Below are 18,822 nucleotides of genomic sequence, written 5' to 3' on the forward strand. Positions count from 1 at the left end.
TTTCTGCTGGTTTTTTTCTTAACTCACTTGGATCACTTCTTCATCAGGCACAATTACAATTTCAGATACTAAATTTTCAAATTTAAAAATCTCATCAAGCTGCTCTTGTGTTAGCAAACCACGCTCTAATACCACCTCAGGAATGGTTTTATTTTCTGCAATACATTGTTTACCAATATCGTCACATAAAGAATGCCCTAAAATTGGGTCAAGCAATGTCACTACGCCCACACTACGCATCACAGAATCAAAACATGCTTGTTCGTTGGCTTTAATACCTTGAATACATTTTTCATCTAAAGTACGTACCGCTTGCGTTAACAAACTGATTGATTCATGCATTGAATAAGCAATCACAGGTTCCATTGCATTGAGCTGTAATTGCCCTGCTTCTGCACCAAAAGTAATGGTTAAATCATTTCCAATCACTTTAAATGCAATTTGGTTTACTACTTCAGGAATAACAGGGTTAACTTTTGCAGGCATAATAGATGACCCTGCTTGCATTTCTGGCAGGCGAATTTCTGCTAACCCTGCACGCGGTCCTGAACTTAACAAACGCAAATCATTACTAATTTTAGATAACTTAACAGCTAAACGTTTAAGCGCACTTGATAAAATGATAAATACACCACAATCACTGGTTGCCTCTACATAATCTTCGCTTGGTTGTAACTTTAAGCCCGTAATTTCTTTTAAACACTGTGTTACAGTTTTTGCATAACCTTGCGCTGTATTAACACCCGTACCAATTGCTGTTGCACCTAAATTAATTTCTAATAATAAAGTACGTGTTTTTTCAATTAGGCGCACATCTTCTTTTAACAATGTTGCAAAAGCATGAAACTCTTGACCAAGTGTCATCGGCACAGCATCTTGTAACTGTGTACGCCCCATTTTAATCACGGTTTTAAACTCAAGTGCTTTTTGCTCAAGTGATGCAATAAGCAAGTTCATTTGTTCAAATAAACCATCTAAACCGCTGTATGTTGCCAAACGTAATGCCGTTGGATACACATCATTAGTAGATTGTGATTTATTGACATGGTCATTGGGATGAACAACATCATACTGACCTTTGTGATAACCCAACATCTCTAGTGAGATATTTGCAATCACTTCGTTGGTATTCATGTTAATAGATGTACCTGCGCCACCTTGATAGACATCTAAAGGAAAAGCATGCGCCCAATTTTCGGGATGTTGAATTAGTAGATCACATGAACGTTGAATAGTTTCGCTCATTTGTGGCGTAATTTTGTTAAATTTTAAGTTTGCTTGTGCAGATGCTTTTTTAACTTGTGCAAGTGCACGTATAAAATGGGGTTGCTGACCAACAGTTAATGTTGAAATATTGAAATTTTCTAATGCACGTAAGGTATGAATACCATAATAACTTTCGGTAGGGACTTCTTTTACGCCCAATAAATCTTTTTCGGTACGTACAGCTTGAAGCGTTTCCATGTTTTTCCTGACAAGCAATTTGTAGGCTGTGACATTAACGGATTTTGTAATCTTTAAGAAGATCATTCTTGTTTAACTGCTGTTCGAATAGACACTTTTTTTATGACTATTTGTTGTCTTCATCTATTTGATGGATCTTAGTTGTGACCGTAGTTCTTTATGCTTACTTTTAAAAGCAACTCAAATTATTGTATGCGACTAAAATTTACTTTTTTTTGCACAAATTAACAATTAATCTACATATAACTTTTCCTAATTTTTCGCTCATGAACTTTACAAATCCAACAGTTATCACATTTGTACTTTACATTTGTGCCATGGTGGGTATTGGTTTTTATGCATACAAAGCCACCACTAATTTTTCTGACTACATTTTAGGAGGACGAAGCTTAGGCAGTTTTGTTACGGCACTGTCTGCAGGTGCATCTGATATGAGTGGTTGGCTACTTATGGGTTTACCTGGTGCTATTTATACTTCAGGCTTATGTGAAGCGTGGGTAGCCATTGGACTGACCATTGGCGCATGGCTCAATTGGCTATTTGTTGCAGGGCGTCTACGTGTACATACTGAAATCCAAAATAATGCGCTCACTTTGCCTGATTATTTTACCAATCGTTTTAATGACCATAAGAAAGTGCTACGTATTAGTTCTGCTTTAATTATTCTCATTTTCTTTTCGATCTACTGTGCTTCAGGCATGGTGGCAGGTGCCCGTCTTTTTGAAAGTATTTTTCATATGGATTACACCGTTGCGCTATGGCTTAGTGCAATTGCCACGATTAGTTATGTATGTGTAGGTGGATTTTTAGCCATTAGTTGGACAGATACTTTCCAAGCCGCCATGATGCTTTTTGCACTGTTACTGACACCAATTTTTACCTATCTTGCTATTACAGAAGATGGTCACCAATTTACACAACTCATTGAAACTGCCAGACCACATGCCTTTGACCTTTTTTCTAATGTTACAGGCGTTGCGATTATTTCATCATTGGCTTGGGGCTTAGGCTATTTTGGACAACCACATATTTTAGTCCGATTTATGGCGGCAGATTCTGTTAAATCAATTCCTGCTGCGCGCCGTATTGGCATGGCATGGATGATTTTATGTTTAGGTGGTGCTTTAGGGGCAGGCTTTTTTGGTATTGCATTTTTTCAAGCCAATCCAAACTTAGCACACGGCGTGCAAGCCAACCCTGAAGTAATTTTTATGGAACTCACTAAAATTTTGTTTAATCCGTGGATTGCAGGGATTGTTTTAGCAGGTATTTTGGCTGCCGTAATGAGTACGCTCAGTTGTCAGCTTTTAGTCTGTTCAAGCACACTAACCGAGGATTTTTATAAAGCATTCTTACGCAAAAATGCTTCACAAAAAGAATTGGTGTGGGTTGGACGCTTGATGGTGCTTGCTATTTCGGTCTTTGCGATTTGGCTTGCAAGTAATCCTGAAAGTAAAGTATTGGGTTTGGTGTCTTATGCGTGGGCAGGTTTTGGTGCTGCATTTGGTCCACTTATTATTTTATCCTTAGTATGGAAGCGCATGACATTAAACGGTGCTGTAAGTGGCATGCTTGTAGGTGCAGTCACTGTTATTTTATGGAAAAATCTACTCGGTCATTTGGGTATCTACGAAATTTTACCCGGTTTTGTATTTGCAACGATCACTATTATTGTTGTAAGTCTTTTAGGCAAAACACCACAAAAGGACGTATTAGAACGTTATCATACTGCTGAAAATATTTATAAAACACCCCACTAATGCTTTTATTTAAAACAGGCTTCGCATCTTGCAACGTTGTTTGTTAAGATTGCCGCCTGTTTTTTTCAACCTCTATTCTGCTATGACCTTAAGCTATCAGCAACAATTACAAGCAAAAGTTGAACGTATCACCGAGCAGTTTAAATCGTTTCAAGTACCACAACTTGAAGTGTTTGACTCTCCCGAACAGCATTTTAGAATGCGCGCCGAGTTTCGTATTTGGCATACGGATGATGATATGTTTTATGCCATGTTTGAACGTGATGCACAAAGCCAAGAAAAACAGGTTGTACGGGTAGACACCTTTCCTATCGCAACGCAAAGCATTAACGATTTAATGCCACGCTTGTTAGATGCACTTAAACAAACCAAATGCTTACACCACCGTTTATTTGAAGTTGATTTTTTAGCTTCAACCCATGGCGAGATGCTAGTGAGTTTAATTTACCACCGCAAGCTTGATGAGCAATGGGAAACGGAAGCAAAAAAACTTGCACAAACGCTTAATATTAAAATTATTGGGCGTAGCCGTGGGCAAAAACTTGTTTTAAGCGATGATTTTGTTTTAGAACAATTTACAGTAGATGGTCACGTATTTACGTATAAGCAAATTGAAAATGGCTTTACACAACCTAATGCTGTGGTTTGCCAAAAAATGTTGCAATGGGCATGTGATGTTGTCGGCAATGATAACCATCACCTACTTGAACTATATTGTGGTAATGGAAACTTTACCCTTCCACTTGCAACAAAGTTTAAACGTGTGCTTGCAACAGAGCTTGCAAAATCTTCTGTTTATACGGCGCAATGGAATATTCAAAAAAATAATATTCAAAATATTGAAATTGCACGTTTAGCAGCGGAAGAATTTACACAAGCTTATCAAGGTGAGCGTGAGTTCCGTCGTTTACAAGAAGCCAATATTGATATGCAAAGCTACAACTTTGATACAGTATTTGTCGATCCACCACGCGCGGGTATTGACGATGATACGCTTAAACTTTTACAAGGTTTTAACCGTATCATTTATATCTCTTGTAACCCTGATACGTTAGAACAAAACTTACAAACATTGTGCAAAACACATAAAGTCACGCGTTTTGCACTGTTTGATCAGTTCCCACATACTCACCATGTGGAAAGTGGTATATTACTCGAAAAAATTTAATAACCTCGAGTTGCACCATCGGGATTACGCGGATCAGAGTAGCCATAAAAACCATCAGGTAAAACTTGAATGGTCTGCGTACGTCCCATCACTGCTTTTTGTTTCACGTCGTATCCTTGTTTTTTAAGTATATTCACTGTGTCTGCACTAATCCCTTTTTCAATACGTAATTCATCGGGCAACCATTGATGATGGATACGCGGTGTTGACGCAGCTTCAGCAGGGTTCATCTTAAAATCAATACTATTTACAATCGTTTGTAATACAGCACTAATAATACGAGACCCACCCGGACTACCTGTCACTAACCATGGCTTATTGTCTTTAAGTACCAATGTTGGCGACATTGAAGACAATGGACGTTTTTTTGCACCAATTGCATTTGCTTCTCCACCAATCAAGCCAAACCCATTTGGCACACCCGGCTTAGATGAAAAATCATCCATTTCATCATTCAGTAAAATACCTGTACCTGTTGCTACAATACCCGAACCAAAATTGAAATTAAGCGTATATGTCACGGCGACAGCATTACCATACTGATCTACAGTAGAATAGTGCGTCGTTTGATCACTCTCGTATGGCATTGGATTATTTGGCTTGATGGTACTAGAAGCACGCGCTGTATCAGGTGAAATTATTTTAACCAATTCATCTGCATATTTTTTAGAGGTAAGCCCAGAAACAGGTACATGCGTAAAATCAGGATCACCTAAATATTCAGAACGGTCTGCATAAGCCAATTTCATGGCTTCTGCCATATAATGGATAGATTGAGCACTGTTCACCCCATAGCTACTTATTGGATAGTGTTCAAGCATATTTAGAATTTGAACAATATGAACACCACCCGAGCTTGGTGGTGGCATGGTCACAATTTTATACCCTCGATAATCGCCAACAATTGGTGGTCGTTCAATCGCTTTATAATTTTTTAAGTCTTCTGCCGACATTATGCCACCATGATGTTGCATTTCTGCCACAATCTTTTGCCCAATTTCACCGTTGTAAAATACTTGACTACCATGTTTTGCAATCAGTTTTAACGATTTTGCTAAATCTTTTTGTACCAATAAGTCACCTTCTTTTAACGGTGTATTGTTTTTAAAGAAAATTGCTTTTGTACTATCCCACTTCGCTAAGTTTTGTTGTTCTACATCAAGTAATTTAGCCAACGCTGGGCTAACACGAATTCCTTTTTGAGCTAAATCAATTGAGGGCTTAATCACTTCTGAAAGAGGCAAACTACCCCATTTTTTTAGTGCATATTCCATACCTGCAACTGTACCCGGTACACCAACCGCATTATGCGTATATAAAGACTGATCAGGGATTACATTTCCTTTTTCATCTAAGTACATATTACGGCTCGCTTTTTGTGGTGCCATTTCACGAAAATCTAAGGTAAAGTCTTTTCCAGTTTTGGCATCATGTAACACCATGAAGCCACCACCCCCTATGTTTCCTGCATTAGGTAACACCACAGCTAAAGCAAAACCCACCCCCACAGCAGCATCAATCGCATTACCACCACGTTTTAAAATATCTAGCCCTACCTGTGTGGCAAGTACTTGTTCAGAAGCGACCATACCATGTGTGGCATGGATTGGATGGAAAATATCATTTTCGTAGTCATAACGGGTTAATGCACTGTTATCTAAAGCAAAAACAACAGGAGAAACTGTTAAAGGCAGTAAACACAAACTTAATTTTAATAGTCGCTTTATATTCATCAATTGAATATCCTTAAAAATCTAACTTATTGAAGTTATTGGCAATAACTAAGCCATTTCATACTTAATTTATATTAACTATCTGATTTGATTGAATTTTAATGTGAATTTATTTTTTATTCATAAATTCATCACTTTATCTGATAAGTCATTTTGTTGATCTTAAGTTATATTGATATCTTGATTTTAAAAATTGTTTCAAAATATTTAAAACAAAATATCAATAATTATCTGTTTTTATTTCATATCTATTTTTTCGATTGAAGATTGATACAACATAAAGCATGTACTTTTTACGTTAGGTGCTTGTTATTTCCATTTTTTGTTCTATATTTCGCAATTATGTTTACTTGTAATGAATAATCTATGCGTATTTGGCAAAAATTGTTTGGCACTCACACAGAGCATAACAGCTATAAAAACCATATTGCATCTGTAGAAAACAGCTGCGTCTGTAAAACAAACGATCAATTACTTCAAGCGCTTCAATCTGCACATAACCAATATGTGATTAAAGGTATTAAGCGGGTGCTGATGTCACGTGGCTTTACTCGCAAAGAACTTGAGGGAATTGAGCAAACCATTCATTAATTGCCTGTTTTTCGTTACAATAACGATTGTTCTTAACAATTAGGTTACTTGCGTGAAGTGGTTACAAATTCATATTACTGTTGATCAACCTCAAGTTGATTTTACTGAAACCCTACTTTTATCTTTAGGTGCTGTTAGCGTTACTTTAGATGATGCAGAAGACCAAGCCTTACTTGAACCTTTACCTGGTGAAACACCACTTTGGAATAAAGTGATTGTCACTGGTATTTACCAAGAAGATGAGCAAGAACCTATTGATGTAGACGCGTTAATTGCTTTTGCGAAAATGCAACTTCCTGATGATACCCCTATACGTTCTGAAATATTAGAAGACCAAGTCTGGGAACGCTCATGGATGGATTATTACGAGCCTATTCAAATTAGTAATAACTTTTGGATTGTGCCCGAATGGTTACCTGCACCGCAAGAAAGTGCTGTAAACCTTAAACTAGACCCAGGGTTAGCATTTGGTACAGGTAATCACGCAAGTACTTTTTTATGCTTGCAATGGCTAGGTACAACAGATGTTAAAGATAAAATTGTAATCGACTATGGTTGTGGTTCGGGTATTTTAGGTGTGGCTGCTTTGCTACTTGGCGCTAAAAAAGTATATGCCACAGATATTGACCCACAGGCAGTTTTAGCAACTAAGCAAAATGCCGAACTCAATGGTGTTTTAGATCGCTTATGGGTGGGCTTACCAGAAGAATTTAATGCTGAATTTAAGCCACAACAAGCTGATGTTCTCGTTGCAAATATTCTAGCGGGACCACTTATGACACTTGCACCTGAATTTGCAACACTCACTCAACCTAAAGCACAATTTGCTTTAGCAGGTGTGATTGAAGAACAAGTTGAAGATGTATGCGCAACATACAACAAATTTTTTGATGTTGAGCAAATTGAAAAACGCGAAGAAACATGGTGCCGTATTTCAGGACGTCGCCACGCATAAATGCAGAATATAAGAACTATTTGCCCTCAGTGCCAAACGCTTTATTTAGTTTCATCAATTCATTTAAGCGTTGCTGAAGGCAAAGTTCTTTGTTCTAAATGTAAATGTTCTTTTAATGCTTATCATCATTTAGATTTACAACAAACCTCTTACGCATCTGAAAGTAAACGTATAGGTAAAACCTCTGTTGATGATATTTTTAAGTCTAAAGCGGCTAACTCAAATATAGATTTGCAAACCTATTTAAATAATCAACATTATTTTCAACCACTCAATCAATATAAGACTCAGGTTTATAAACCTAAAAAATCTAATAAATCACCGCAATGGCTCATATCTGTTCTTATTTTAGCGTGTTTAGTTTTATGTTTACTCATGACATTTCACTATATTATATATAAAGCAGACCAAACTAAAAGTTCACAATTTTTAGCTTCTTTTTTAAATAATGAATGGACGCACTTTAAACCCCTATCACATTCCCCCTCTGTTGAAGTTGAAATTACGAAAATTGAGTCGCAATATCCCCGTTTAACCAAAATCACAGGACGTGTGATTAATTATAACGCTCATAATAGTGCACTGCCGATCATTGAACTTACGCTTAATAAAACTAAAACACGTCAGAAAGTGTTTTACTACACACCGCAAGAATATTTACCTTATTTTTTTAGACAAGAGAAAATATTAAAACCACATCAATATTTTGATTTTAGAATCGACTTACCTGTGTCAAATCATAATTTTCATTCACTTAGAACACATGCTTTATTTGTTCGCCCTTCTCAATAAAATATTTTTATGCAATTAGCTAGACAAGTAAATATTATTAAAAAATATACAAATAAAAAAACTGATCAAAATAAAAGCAATCATCTAAAAAAACGATAAAATTTAGGAAAAAATCGTCTCAAATTTACTCACTTTTTTGATGACAATGTTATTATACGCCCCATTAAAGCTTGACTATATTTACATCTCTTACTTACTCCATAACTAAATAACTCGCAAGATGTGCATTATTTAAAATATTGTGCATAAGGCAGTTTTTTTGTTCTGATTTTTTGACTGTAACAAATCTTAAATAATTGTTACGCTTATTTTTTAGTCAAATTGAGATGATTGTGGCAAGCTATGATTACTTTTATTAATACCTTGTTCTTATAGTAATGAGCGTATTTTTTTAACTTTTATAACATAACCTTTTCCACCCGATTAGGTTTAGATTAATTTCGGATTAAAACGCATGAATAGCAAATCTCCTATTTTTACTGCTCAATCTGATGTAGCGCTTCGTATCCACGTAGATCGCGCTGTTCGTCACTACTTTGCGTCGCTTCAAGGCGAGCAACCATCTCAAGTATATGACATGGTGCTAGCAGAAATGGAGAAACCTCTTCTATCTGTTGTTTTAGAATATACACGCGGCAACCAAACACGCGCTGCTGAAATTCTAGGACTCAACCGTGGTACTTTACGTAAAAAGTTAAAAGCTCACGGTTTAATGAGCGAATAAATGCTAAAATGCCCATGTCTTCATGGGCATTTTTTTTGCCCTTTGTTTTCCCAACTAAAAGACCAAACTTATGACTATTAAACGCGCTTTAATCTCAGTTTCGGATAAAACAGGTATCGTTGAATTTGCACAGGAACTTGCGAATTTGGGAGTAGAACTTTTATCCACGGGTGGAACTTACAAATTATTAAAAGAAAATCAGGTTTCTGTTGTAGAAGTTTCTGAACATACGGGTTTTCCCGAAATGATGGACGGACGTGTAAAAACGTTACATCCCAAAATCCATGGTGGTATCTTAGCTCGTCGTGGTATAGACGAAGCTGTTATGCAAGAACATAATATTGCTCCAATCGACCTTGTTGTTGTCAATCTCTATCCATTTGCACAAACTGTCGCAAAACCAAATTGCTCATTAGATGATGCGATTGAAAATATCGACATTGGTGGACCAACAATGGTACGTGCAGCAGCAAAAAATCACGCCTCTGTGGGTATTGTGGTGAATGCATCTGATTACAACTTAATCATTGATGAATTAAAAACAAATCAGACTTTATGTCATGCAACACGTTTTGATTTAGCTGTAAAAGCATTTGAACATACAGCTCAGTACGATGGCATGATTGCGTCTTACTTAGGTTCGCGCTTACAAGACAACCAAGTAGAACGCTTCCCTCGTACATTTAATACACAACTCAATAAAGTACAAGATTTACGCTACGGCGAAAATCCACATCAAGCAGCTGCTTTTTATGTAGAAGCCAATGCCACAGAAGCCTCTATTGCCACATCTAAGCAATTACAAGGCAAAGAACTTTCTTATAATAATATTGCCGATACAGACGCTGCGCTTGAATGTGTAAAAACATTTGCGAAACCTGCTTGCGTGATTGTTAAACATGCAAATCCTTGTGGTGTTGCTGTGTCTTTAGATGGCATTAAAACAGCATACGACCTTGCTTATGCAACTGACCCAGAATCTGCATTTGGTGGCATTATTGCATTTAACCGCGAGTTAGATGTAGATACGGCAAAAGCGATTGTTGAACGTCAATTTGTTGAAGTGATTATTGCCCCAAGCCTTGCAGAAGGTGTGTTAGACGTTACAAGTGCTAAAAAGAATGTCCGTGTTTTAACATGCGGTACACTACCTGCTTTAGATGCACGCCAACCACAGCTAGACTACAAACGTGTAAACGGTGGTTTGCTTGTTCAAGATCAAGACTTAGGCATGATTAAAGCCCAAGATTTAAAAGTTGTGACCAAACGTGCACCAACTGAGCAAGAAATTGATGACTTAATTTTTGCATGGAAAGTTGCAAAATATGTGAAGTCAAACGCAATTGTATATGCAAAAAACCGTCAAACTATTGGTGTTGGTGCAGGACAAATGAGCCGTGTTAACTCAGCACGTATTGCCGCAATTAAAGCAGAACATGCAGGGCTTATGGTGGAAGGTGCTGTTATGGCCTCAGATGCATTCTTTCCATTCCGTGATGGAATTGATAATGCTGCAAAAGCAGGTATTAAATGCATCATCCAACCTGGTGGCTCAATGCGTGACCAAGAAGTAATTGATGCAGCTGATGAAGCAGGCATTGCGATGGTCTTTACAGGTATGCGTCATTTCCGTCACTAATTGGAGTCTTACATGAATATTCTTGTTTTAGGTAATGGTGGACGTGAACACGCACTTGCTTGGAAAATTGCGCAAGACCAAGCAGTAAATACGGTCTTTGTTGCACCAGGCAATGCAGGCACAGCTACAGAACACAAATGTAAGAATGTACAACTTGATATTTTAGACAATACAGCCATTATTGCGTTTGCTCGAAAAAACCAAGTTGACTTAATTGTTGTAGGCCCAGAAGCACCATTGGTAAATGGCGTTGTAGATGCTGTACGCCAAGCTGACATTAAAATTTGGGGTCCAACTCAATACGCTGCACAGTTAGAAGGCTCTAAAGCATTTGCTAAAGACTTTTTAAAACGTCATGATATTCCAACTGCATTTTATGATGTTTTTACAGAAATTGAACCTGCAAAAGCATATGTAGAACAGCATGGCGCGCCAATTGTAATCAAAGCAGATGGTTTAGCTGCAGGTAAAGGCGTCATTGTCGCAATGACCCAAGAAGAAGCTTTTGCTGCCATTGAAGATATGCTTTCAAGCAATAAATTTGGTGATGCAGGCAGCCGTGTTGTCATTGAGCAATTTTTAGCAGGTGAAGAAGCCAGCTTTATTTGCATGATTGACGGACAAAACATCTTACCAATGGCAACGTCACAAGATCACAAACGTATTTTTGAAGGTGATCAAGGGCCAAATACAGGAGGTATGGGTGCTTACTCACCTGCACCTGTGGTGACGGCTGATATTTTCGAACGTGTCATGAATGAAATTATGCGTCCAACTGTTGAAGGTATGGCAAAAGATGGACATACCTATACAGGCTTTTTGTACGCAGGTTTAATGATTGATGACGCAGGTCAACCCCGTGTAATCGAATTTAACTGCCGTTTTGGTGACCCTGAAACACAGCCGATTATGATGCGTTTACAGTCCTCACTCGTCGAACTCATTGAATCAGGTTTACAAGGTCAACTCCCTGCAACTGCACAATGGGATCAACGTAAGTCCATTGGTATTGTATTGGCTGCCGAAGGTTATCCAGAAACCGTGCGTAAAGGCGATGTCATTTCAGGTTTAGGACAATCGCCTGAAGATACAAAAATCTTTCATGCAGGTACAAGTACCAATGCCGATGGTCATATTGTTACATCAGGCGGTCGTGTATTGTGTGTTACTGCACTAGGTGATAGCGTACTTGAGGCACAAATCAATGCCTTAGAAGTATGTGGACAAGTGACATTTACAGGCATGCAGTATCGTACAGATATTGGTTACCGTGCAATTTCTCGCGAACAATCTTAAAAAAATGGTGCGATACATTTATTATAATGTATCGCACCATGCTTAATTTTTAAGCTTAGTGAAAAAAATTCATATAGACTTTGAATTTTATTGTTTTGACTTATAACTCTGAAACTTTATACTGCCTTTTCTAAAGCAAACTATGTGTTGTTGTATTAGCGACAATAAAACTGCTTTTCTATTGTGCTAACACTAGCACTCAATGCTTTGAAATACTGCCTTTATATTGGCTGAGATTATTCCAAAGTTATTGATAATTCGCTCCCATTAATTCATAAATTAAAACTGGTTTAGGATTATAAATCTCATGAAAAAAGTATTAAGCGTTGTCTTAGGTGCAAGTGTTTTATTTGCAGCAGGCTGTGGTAACCACTCAGAACAAGAAAATAAAGAAAATCTGCAAAAAGTCGTATTAGCTTCTGATGGTTCAGATACAGATGTATGGCGCTATATTGCAACGTTGCCAGAAACCAAAGCAGCGGGCATTAAACTTGAAGTTAAGAACTTTACAGATTACGTTGCTATGAATAAAGCAACAGCTAATAAAGAAATTGATGTAAACGCATTTCAATCTTATAACTATTTAGTGGCTTATAACGCAGAAAATAAAGAAAAAGTTGTCCCGCTTGCAACCACTTATATTGAACCAATGGGCATTTACTCAAGTAAATATAAAAAAGTAGATCAATTACCAAACAATGCAACGATTGTTATTCCAAATGATGCAGCAAATGAATCACGGGCATTGGCTTTATTACAAAGTGCAGGTTTAATTCAACTTAAACAAAACTTTGATCCAATTAAAGCAACTACAAACGATGTCACGGCAAATCCAAAACATTTACAGCTTAAGCCAATTCAAATGGCAACTGCTGTACGTGTTAAAAATGATGTAGATGCCATTGTATTAGGTAATACACTTGCAATGGAAGGTGGCTTAAACGTTCTTAAAGATGCGATTTACTATGAACCTGTAAATCAATCAACTAAACTTTACGTCAACTTACTCGCGACTGCCGAATCCCGTAAAGATGATGCTGTACTGCAAAAACTTGCACCCATTTACCACAGTGAAGCAGTGAAAAAATATGTTGACGAACACTTTGGTGGCACTAAAGTTGACGTAAACAAACCTATTTCTTATCTTACTGAAGATAGTAAATAAACCGATCTCCCACTCATAGCAGGTAAAGTTTATACTTTACCTGTTTTTATTTTTAGCATAGTTTTTTGACCACATGATTCAATTTAAAAACATTTCAAAACACTATCAGCTTAAAGGTCAGACCTTACAGGCTTTGGATAACATTAACCTTACCATTCCTGAAGGTAGTATTTTTGGTCTTATTGGCTATAGTGGTGCAGGTAAAAGTACCCTTATTCGTTTGATTAATTTACTTGAACGTCCAACACGCGGGCAAATCATTATTAATCAAAAAGACTTTACTGCATTGGATGCACGTTCATTGCGTCAAGAACGTGCAAATATTGGTATGATCTTTCAGCACTTTAATTTGCTTCAAACCAAAACAGTTGCACAAAATATTGAAATTCCAATGCAACTTTTAGGTGTAAGTAAAGAAAAACGTGAACAACGATTAGAAGAACTACTCGATTTTATCGATCTTAAACACAAAAAAAATGCTTACCCCGATGAGCTCTCAGGTGGTCAAAAACAACGTGTGGGAATTGCGCGCGCACTTGCCAATCATCCAAAAATTTTATTATGCGATGAAGCAACCTCTGCGTTAGACCCTCAAACCACCAAATCTGTTTTAGAACTGCTTAAAAAAATTAATAAAGAGCAAAATATTACGATTGTGATGGTGACACATGAAATGGATGTGATCGAATCTGTGTGTGATCACGTGGCAGTGATGGAAGCAGGACAAGTCATTGAACAAGGCTCAACTGTTGATATTTTTAGCCATCCACAACATCCAACCACACAAAATTTTATTCAAACGGTTTTACAGCATCATCTGCCTGTTAATATTTTGAATCAACTTGAACATCAAAATCATCATAGTATTTACCGCTTACAATTTTTAGGTAAATCTGCTCAGCAAACTGTTATTCAAACACTGATTAAACAATACGATGTAAGTCTTAATATTTTGTTCGCCAACATGACAGAAATTGATGGCACTGTTATTGGGCAAATGTTTATTCAGCTATTAGGCGAAGAAAACACAATTAAACATGCCATTGTTTACTTAGAAGAACAAGGTGTATCTGTTGCACAGGCTGCTGTAGGAGAACAGGCATGAAAGATATGTTCATTGAATGGCTCACACGTGTAACTCAACCCTTTTGGACAAGTTTAGTCAGTGTAGATGACTTTGTAACTGCGCTACAGCAAACTATTTATATGGTCGTCGTGGCATTTATTTTTGGGGCAGTTTGGGGCTTCTTACAGGCAATTACGCTATTAGTTACACGCCCTAATGGGATATTACCCAATAAAGCCGTGTATCACTTTTTAAACCCAATTGTAAATGCGTTACGCTCTTTACCTTTTGTTATTTTAATGATTGCCATGATTCCTGTAACACGTATGCTCACAGGAAAAACCATTGGTACAGCGGCGGCTATTGTGCCTTTGGTGGCTTATATTGGTCCTTATATGGGTCGTCTCATTGAAACTGCGTTATTAGAAGTCAATGAAGGAATTATTGAGTCTGCTCAAGCAATGGGTGCATCACCTTTACAAATTATTTTTAAATTTATATTACCAGAAGCACGCAGTACACTCATTTTGAATATGACAACTGCAATGATTAGCTTGATAGGCGCAACAGCGATGGCAGGCGTTGTTGGTGGTGGCGGTATTGGTGACTTAGCTTATGCTTATGGCTATCAACGTTTTGATAGTTTTATTATGATTTTAACCGTGATTATACTTTTGATTATGGTACAGATTGTACAAAGTCTAGGTACTTGGCTTGCAAAAATGAGGTAAAAAAAATGGCATCTTTACGATGCCATTTTTAATTTAGAATTAGAAGTAGTAGTTAATACCTAACTTCGCACTTGGTAACCATTTGTATTTATCTTGATTACGAATATTGTTCTCTTCACGTGCTACGGCTGTATCTAATGATTGACCATTACCATTAGTAGCTGTCCCTGTACTGTTTAAACTTACCGTTGGATTTCCAATATAGTAAGCACCTACTTCACCAAACATACCAAAATGCTCACCAAATCGTGGTGATAAACCTAAACCTAAATAGGGTGCAATATCATTTTTATATTTTAGCTTGCCTTTTAAACGCACATCTGAATCTGCATTAAAATCAGTATTGTTGACACTAAAATTACGACCTTTACTTACATTACGGGTAATATCATAATCATTATCTAAATATGCTGCCCCTGCCGCTACATAAAAGGATTTTGCAAATGCATTATTACTTGCTCCCCACGGACGCATTTCTGCATTTAAGTAGACATTGTTATTATTCATGTCTAGATCGTATTTAGAGCCATTTACCTTTAAGCTATCAGACCAAGAAACATCACCACCGTTATAACCCAATGTTACACCAACATAAGGATTAACAGCCCATGATAAAGCTCCCCCGTAACCTGTTGTACCGCCCTCTACACGAATTGAAGTTGGAATATATTGAGATGCTGTAGAATTAGCGCCAGTTACGACTTGCTCATCAGCCATTGCTGTGCCCGCAACTGTTGCTAATGTAGAAGCAACTAATAATAAACGTAATTTTTTCATTCATATTCTCCTTACAGCGAACCTGTCTTTTTACTTATAGCTGATGGTTATTTAAGCTTAATCATAAACCGACTTTGTCCAATATTTATACTATTTTTATACGTTTTATGTTATTTTTTGATAAAAGTAATTTAAGTATAGCCTTTCGCTTTGTTTTCTTATATTTTTACCTATCCCTCACGTTTCTTTTTTCGTGTAGAATCTTATTTAAATTTTGACCAGTTTTAGGAAAGGATGATGTCTGAACTTTCAACAATTATCGAACAAGCTTTTGAAGACCGCGCTAATTTTACTGCTGCAACATGTTCAGCAGAAATTCGCAATGCTGTTGAAGAAGCACTTAAGGGTTTAGACAACGGTACTTTACGTGTAGCAGAAAAGATTGATGGTAAATGGACTGTACATCAATGGCTTAAAAAAGCTGTTTTACTTTCTTTTAAACTCAATGACAATGCACCTGTATCAGCAGGCGACTTGAATTTCTACGATAAAGTAGACACTAAATATTCAGGCTGGACAGAAGAACAATTTAAAGCTGCTGGCGTACGTGTTGTACCACCTGCTGTGGCGCGTCGTGGTAGCTACCAAGCAAAAAATGTAGTGCTTATGCCATCTTACGTTAACATTGGTGCTTACGTAGATGAAAACACCATGGTAGATACATGGGCAACTGTTGGATCATGTGCGCAAATTGGTAAAAATGTACATTTATCTGGCGGTGTAGGCATTGGCGGTGTTTTAGAGCCATTACAAGCAGGTCCAACTATTATCGAAGACAACTGCTTTATCGGTGCACGTTCTGAAATTGTAGAAGGTGTTATTGTAGAAGAAGGTGCCGTTATTTCGATGGGCGTCTATATTGGTCAATCTACTCGTATTTATGACCGCGCTACAGGTGAAATTCACTACGGTCGCGTACCTGCAGGTTCGGTGGTTGTACCGGGTAGCTTGCCATCTAAAGATGGTAAATATAGCCTATATGCAGCTATCATTGTGAAAAAAGTAGATGCACAAACACGTGCAAAAACAAGTCTAAACGACCTTTTACGCGAAGACTAATTTAATTTTTTTGAGTCTCTACGGTCATACGATCGTAGAGATTTTGTTTTTTTGATATGGTTAATTTTGCTATGAACTCTCCCCTTCGCTCAACATCAATTCCTGTAACAGACCCATCTGCAGGTTTACGCATTACAGAAATTTTTTACTCTTTGCAAGGTGAAGCCAATACGGCAGGATTACCCACTGTTTTTATTAGACTAACAGGTTGCCCATTACGTTGTACATACTGTGATACCACGTATTCATTTGAAGGTGGCGAACGTTGGTCGTTAGAAAAAATTATTGAAACAGCGAAAAGTTATAACACCCCGTATATTTGTATTACAGGTGGTGAACCACTTGCACAGCCCAACTGTATCAGTCTCATTGATCAACTGTGTGCTTTAGGTTTTGAAGTTTCACTTGAAACAAGTGGCGCACTTGATGTGTCTAAAGTAGATATTCGTGTATCTAAAGTATTAGATTTAAAGACACCAACATCAGGAGAAGATCATCGTAACCTGATGAGTAATCTTGATTACTTAACCCCTAAAGACCAAATCAAGTTTGTTATTTGTAACCGTGAAGACTATGAATGGTCAAAACAACAAGTTACACAATATCAACTTAATCAAAAAGTCGATACCGTTTGGTTCTCACCTGCTTTTGCAGTTGAAAAAGGCAATGCCAAATTACCTGCTTTTGCACGTGACCTTGCTCAGTGGATTTTAGAAGATCACTTAACTGTTCGTTTTCAATTACAGTTACATAAACTGTTATGGCAAGATGAAACAGGTCGTTAATTTTTGGAGATGAATATGCGCCCTCGTGCCATAGTATTACTGTCTGGTGGCTTAGACTCAACAACTTGTTTAGCTTGGGCGCAAGCACGCTATGAATGTCTTGCTTTAAGCTTTCAATACGGTCAACGTTCTAGTACAGAACTTGAAGCAGCAAAAAACCTTGCTGAACGCTTAGGTGTAGAGCACCGTATTATTAATATTGATCTAGGCAATCTTGGTGGTTCAGCATTAACAGACCATAGCATTCATGTCCCCGAAGAAGCACAAGATGGTATTCCTGTCACTTATGTGCCTGCACGTAATACCATCTTTTTATCTTATGCATTGGCAGCAGCCGAAGTTTTTCAGGCAGAAGCCATTGTAATTGGTGTAAATGCGGTGGACTATTCAGGCTATCCAGATTGCCGCCCTGAATATATTGACGCTTTTGCAAAACTTGCTGCATTAGCAACAAAAGCAGGCGTTGAAGGAAAACCGCTTAAAATTGAAACACCTCTGTTACATTTATCCAAAGGGAATATAATACATTTAGGACTAAAACATGGTGTAGACTATTCTCATACAGTCTCTTGTTATCAGGCTGATAACCAAGGACGTGCTTGCGGTAAGTGTGATAGTTGCCGTTTACGCAAGGAGGGCTTTGCGCAAGCTGGCGTTGAAGATCCCACACGTTATGTACCACAATAAAAGGGTAATTACATGAAATTTTTAAAATCAAAACTTGTACTTTCTACATTATTTGCAGCAACTGCATTTGCAACAACTGCATCTCATGCAATGTCAGACCCATCTAAAAGCGCAGATGTACGCGGTACACTAATCAGCAACTGTAAAGAAAGCGCAAGCAAAGCTGGTAAACTCACGTCATCAGAAGCTGACAAATTTTGTGCATGCCAAGTAGATGCAGAAGGTCGTTTAACCAAAGCACAAGAATGGCAAATCATTAGCACTGTGAACCAGAAGAAAAGCCCAAGTAGCTTACCTTTCATTCAACAGCAAAATGCTGCAATTCAAAAATGTTTTGGTCCTCAGTTAACCACTAAACTTAAAACATTAACTGAAGAAGCAATGAAAAACGCGCAAGCAAACCAAAAATAAGTTTTAAACTTTAAAAATT

Annotated in this window: 18 protein-coding genes; 15 read left to right on the top strand and 3 right to left on the bottom strand. The window is 37.5% G+C overall.

The genetic code is table 11. The features are described from left to right. Positions 1-18: 18 nt before the first annotated feature. Positions 19-1,464, bottom strand: a complete 1,446-nt coding sequence (gene aspA, locus PCI70_RS04085; RefSeq protein WP_269914087.1) for an aspartate ammonia-lyase — start codon at positions 1,462-1,464, stop codon at positions 19-21. Positions 1,465-1,730: 266 nt separating this feature from the next. Here aspA and putP point away from each other — a divergent pair, with 266 nt between their 5' ends. Then, positions 1,731-3,224 (top strand): sodium/proline symporter PutP, encoded by a 1,494-nt coding sequence (gene putP / locus PCI70_RS04090; RefSeq protein WP_269914088.1) that lies wholly within the window; start codon positions 1,731-1,733, stop codon positions 3,222-3,224. A gap of 82 nt (positions 3,225-3,306) precedes the next feature. Next, positions 3,307-4,392, top strand: a complete 1,086-nt coding sequence (trmA, locus tag PCI70_RS04095) for a tRNA (uridine(54)-C5)-methyltransferase TrmA (RefSeq protein WP_269914089.1) — start codon at positions 3,307-3,309, stop codon at positions 4,390-4,392. Here trmA and ggt read toward each other — a convergent pair. Further along, positions 4,389-6,125 (bottom strand): gamma-glutamyltransferase, encoded by a 1,737-nt coding sequence (gene ggt / locus PCI70_RS04100; protein ID WP_269914090.1) that lies wholly within the window; start codon positions 6,123-6,125, stop codon positions 4,389-4,391. The two genes, trmA and ggt, sit on opposite strands and share 4 nt — an antisense overlap. A 366-nt stretch (positions 6,126-6,491) precedes the next feature. Here ggt and PCI70_RS04105 point away from each other — a divergent pair, with 366 nt between their 5' ends. The 9 genes from PCI70_RS04105 (at position 6,492) to PCI70_RS04145 (ending at position 15,084) form a co-directional block, all read left to right on the top strand. After that, entirely contained in the window at positions 6,492-6,716 is a 225-nt protein-coding gene (locus PCI70_RS04105; protein ID WP_269914091.1) for a hypothetical protein, read from the top strand. A 52-nt stretch (positions 6,717-6,768) separates the two neighbouring features. Continuing rightward, on the top strand, positions 6,769-7,671 hold the full coding sequence (gene prmA / locus PCI70_RS04110) for a 50S ribosomal protein L11 methyltransferase (protein ID WP_269914092.1): 903 nt from the start codon (positions 6,769-6,771) through the stop codon (positions 7,669-7,671). After that, complete coding sequence (locus PCI70_RS04115) at positions 7,672-8,463, top strand: MJ0042-type zinc finger domain-containing protein (protein WP_269914093.1); 792 nt, start codon at positions 7,672-7,674, stop codon at positions 8,461-8,463. 454 nt (positions 8,464-8,917) lie between these two features. Next, on the top strand, positions 8,918-9,187 hold the full coding sequence (fis, locus tag PCI70_RS04120; RefSeq protein ID WP_005014868.1) for a DNA-binding transcriptional regulator Fis: 270 nt from the start codon (positions 8,918-8,920) through the stop codon (positions 9,185-9,187). A 70-nt stretch (positions 9,188-9,257) separates the two neighbouring features. Then, positions 9,258-10,826 carry a bifunctional phosphoribosylaminoimidazolecarboxamide formyltransferase/IMP cyclohydrolase gene (gene purH / locus PCI70_RS04125; RefSeq protein ID WP_269914094.1) on the top strand — a complete coding sequence of 523 codons (1,569 nt, stop codon included), beginning with the start codon at positions 9,258-9,260 and terminating at the stop codon, positions 10,824-10,826. Positions 10,827-10,838: 12 nt separating this feature from the next. Continuing rightward, positions 10,839-12,122 (top strand): phosphoribosylamine--glycine ligase, encoded by a 1,284-nt coding sequence (gene purD / locus PCI70_RS04130; protein ID WP_269914095.1) that lies wholly within the window; start codon positions 10,839-10,841, stop codon positions 12,120-12,122. Positions 12,123-12,429: 307 nt separating this feature from the next. Further along, complete coding sequence (locus PCI70_RS04135; RefSeq protein WP_269914096.1) at positions 12,430-13,287, top strand: MetQ/NlpA family ABC transporter substrate-binding protein; 858 nt, start codon at positions 12,430-12,432, stop codon at positions 13,285-13,287. A 73-nt stretch (positions 13,288-13,360) separates the two neighbouring features. Further along, a complete protein-coding gene (locus tag PCI70_RS04140) occupies positions 13,361-14,392 on the top strand; it encodes a methionine ABC transporter ATP-binding protein (protein WP_269914097.1) in 1,032 nt (343 codons plus the stop codon). After that, positions 14,389-15,084 carry a methionine ABC transporter permease gene (locus tag PCI70_RS04145; protein ID WP_269914098.1) on the top strand — a complete coding sequence of 232 codons (696 nt, stop codon included), beginning with the start codon at positions 14,389-14,391 and terminating at the stop codon, positions 15,082-15,084. Before PCI70_RS04140 ends, PCI70_RS04145 begins: the two co-directional genes overlap by 4 nt. A gap of 39 nt (positions 15,085-15,123) precedes the next feature. Here PCI70_RS04145 and carO read toward each other — a convergent pair whose 3' ends face one another. After that, entirely contained in the window at positions 15,124-15,861 is a 738-nt protein-coding gene (carO, locus tag PCI70_RS04150; protein WP_269914099.1) for an ornithine uptake porin CarO, read from the bottom strand. A gap of 237 nt (positions 15,862-16,098) precedes the next feature. Here carO and dapD point away from each other — a divergent pair, with 237 nt between their 5' ends. The 4 genes from dapD (at position 16,099) to PCI70_RS04170 (ending at position 18,803) form a co-directional block, all read left to right on the top strand. Further along, positions 16,099-16,920, top strand: a complete 822-nt coding sequence (gene dapD, locus PCI70_RS04155; protein ID WP_269914100.1) for a 2,3,4,5-tetrahydropyridine-2,6-dicarboxylate N-succinyltransferase — start codon at positions 16,099-16,101, stop codon at positions 16,918-16,920. A gap of 71 nt (positions 16,921-16,991) precedes the next feature. Next, complete coding sequence (gene queE, locus PCI70_RS04160; protein ID WP_269914101.1) at positions 16,992-17,705, top strand: 7-carboxy-7-deazaguanine synthase QueE; 714 nt, start codon at positions 16,992-16,994, stop codon at positions 17,703-17,705. Positions 17,706-17,720: 15 nt separating this feature from the next. Further along, entirely contained in the window at positions 17,721-18,392 is a 672-nt protein-coding gene (queC, locus tag PCI70_RS04165) for a 7-cyano-7-deazaguanine synthase QueC (protein WP_269914102.1), read from the top strand. 12 nt (positions 18,393-18,404) lie between these two features. Next, complete coding sequence (locus PCI70_RS04170) at positions 18,405-18,803, top strand: hypothetical protein (protein ID WP_269914103.1); 399 nt, start codon at positions 18,405-18,407, stop codon at positions 18,801-18,803. Positions 18,804-18,822: the final 19 nt, after the last annotated feature.

The organism is Acinetobacter sp. HY1485, assembly GCF_027568475.1.
Lineage (GTDB): Bacteria > Pseudomonadota > Gammaproteobacteria > Pseudomonadales > Moraxellaceae > Acinetobacter.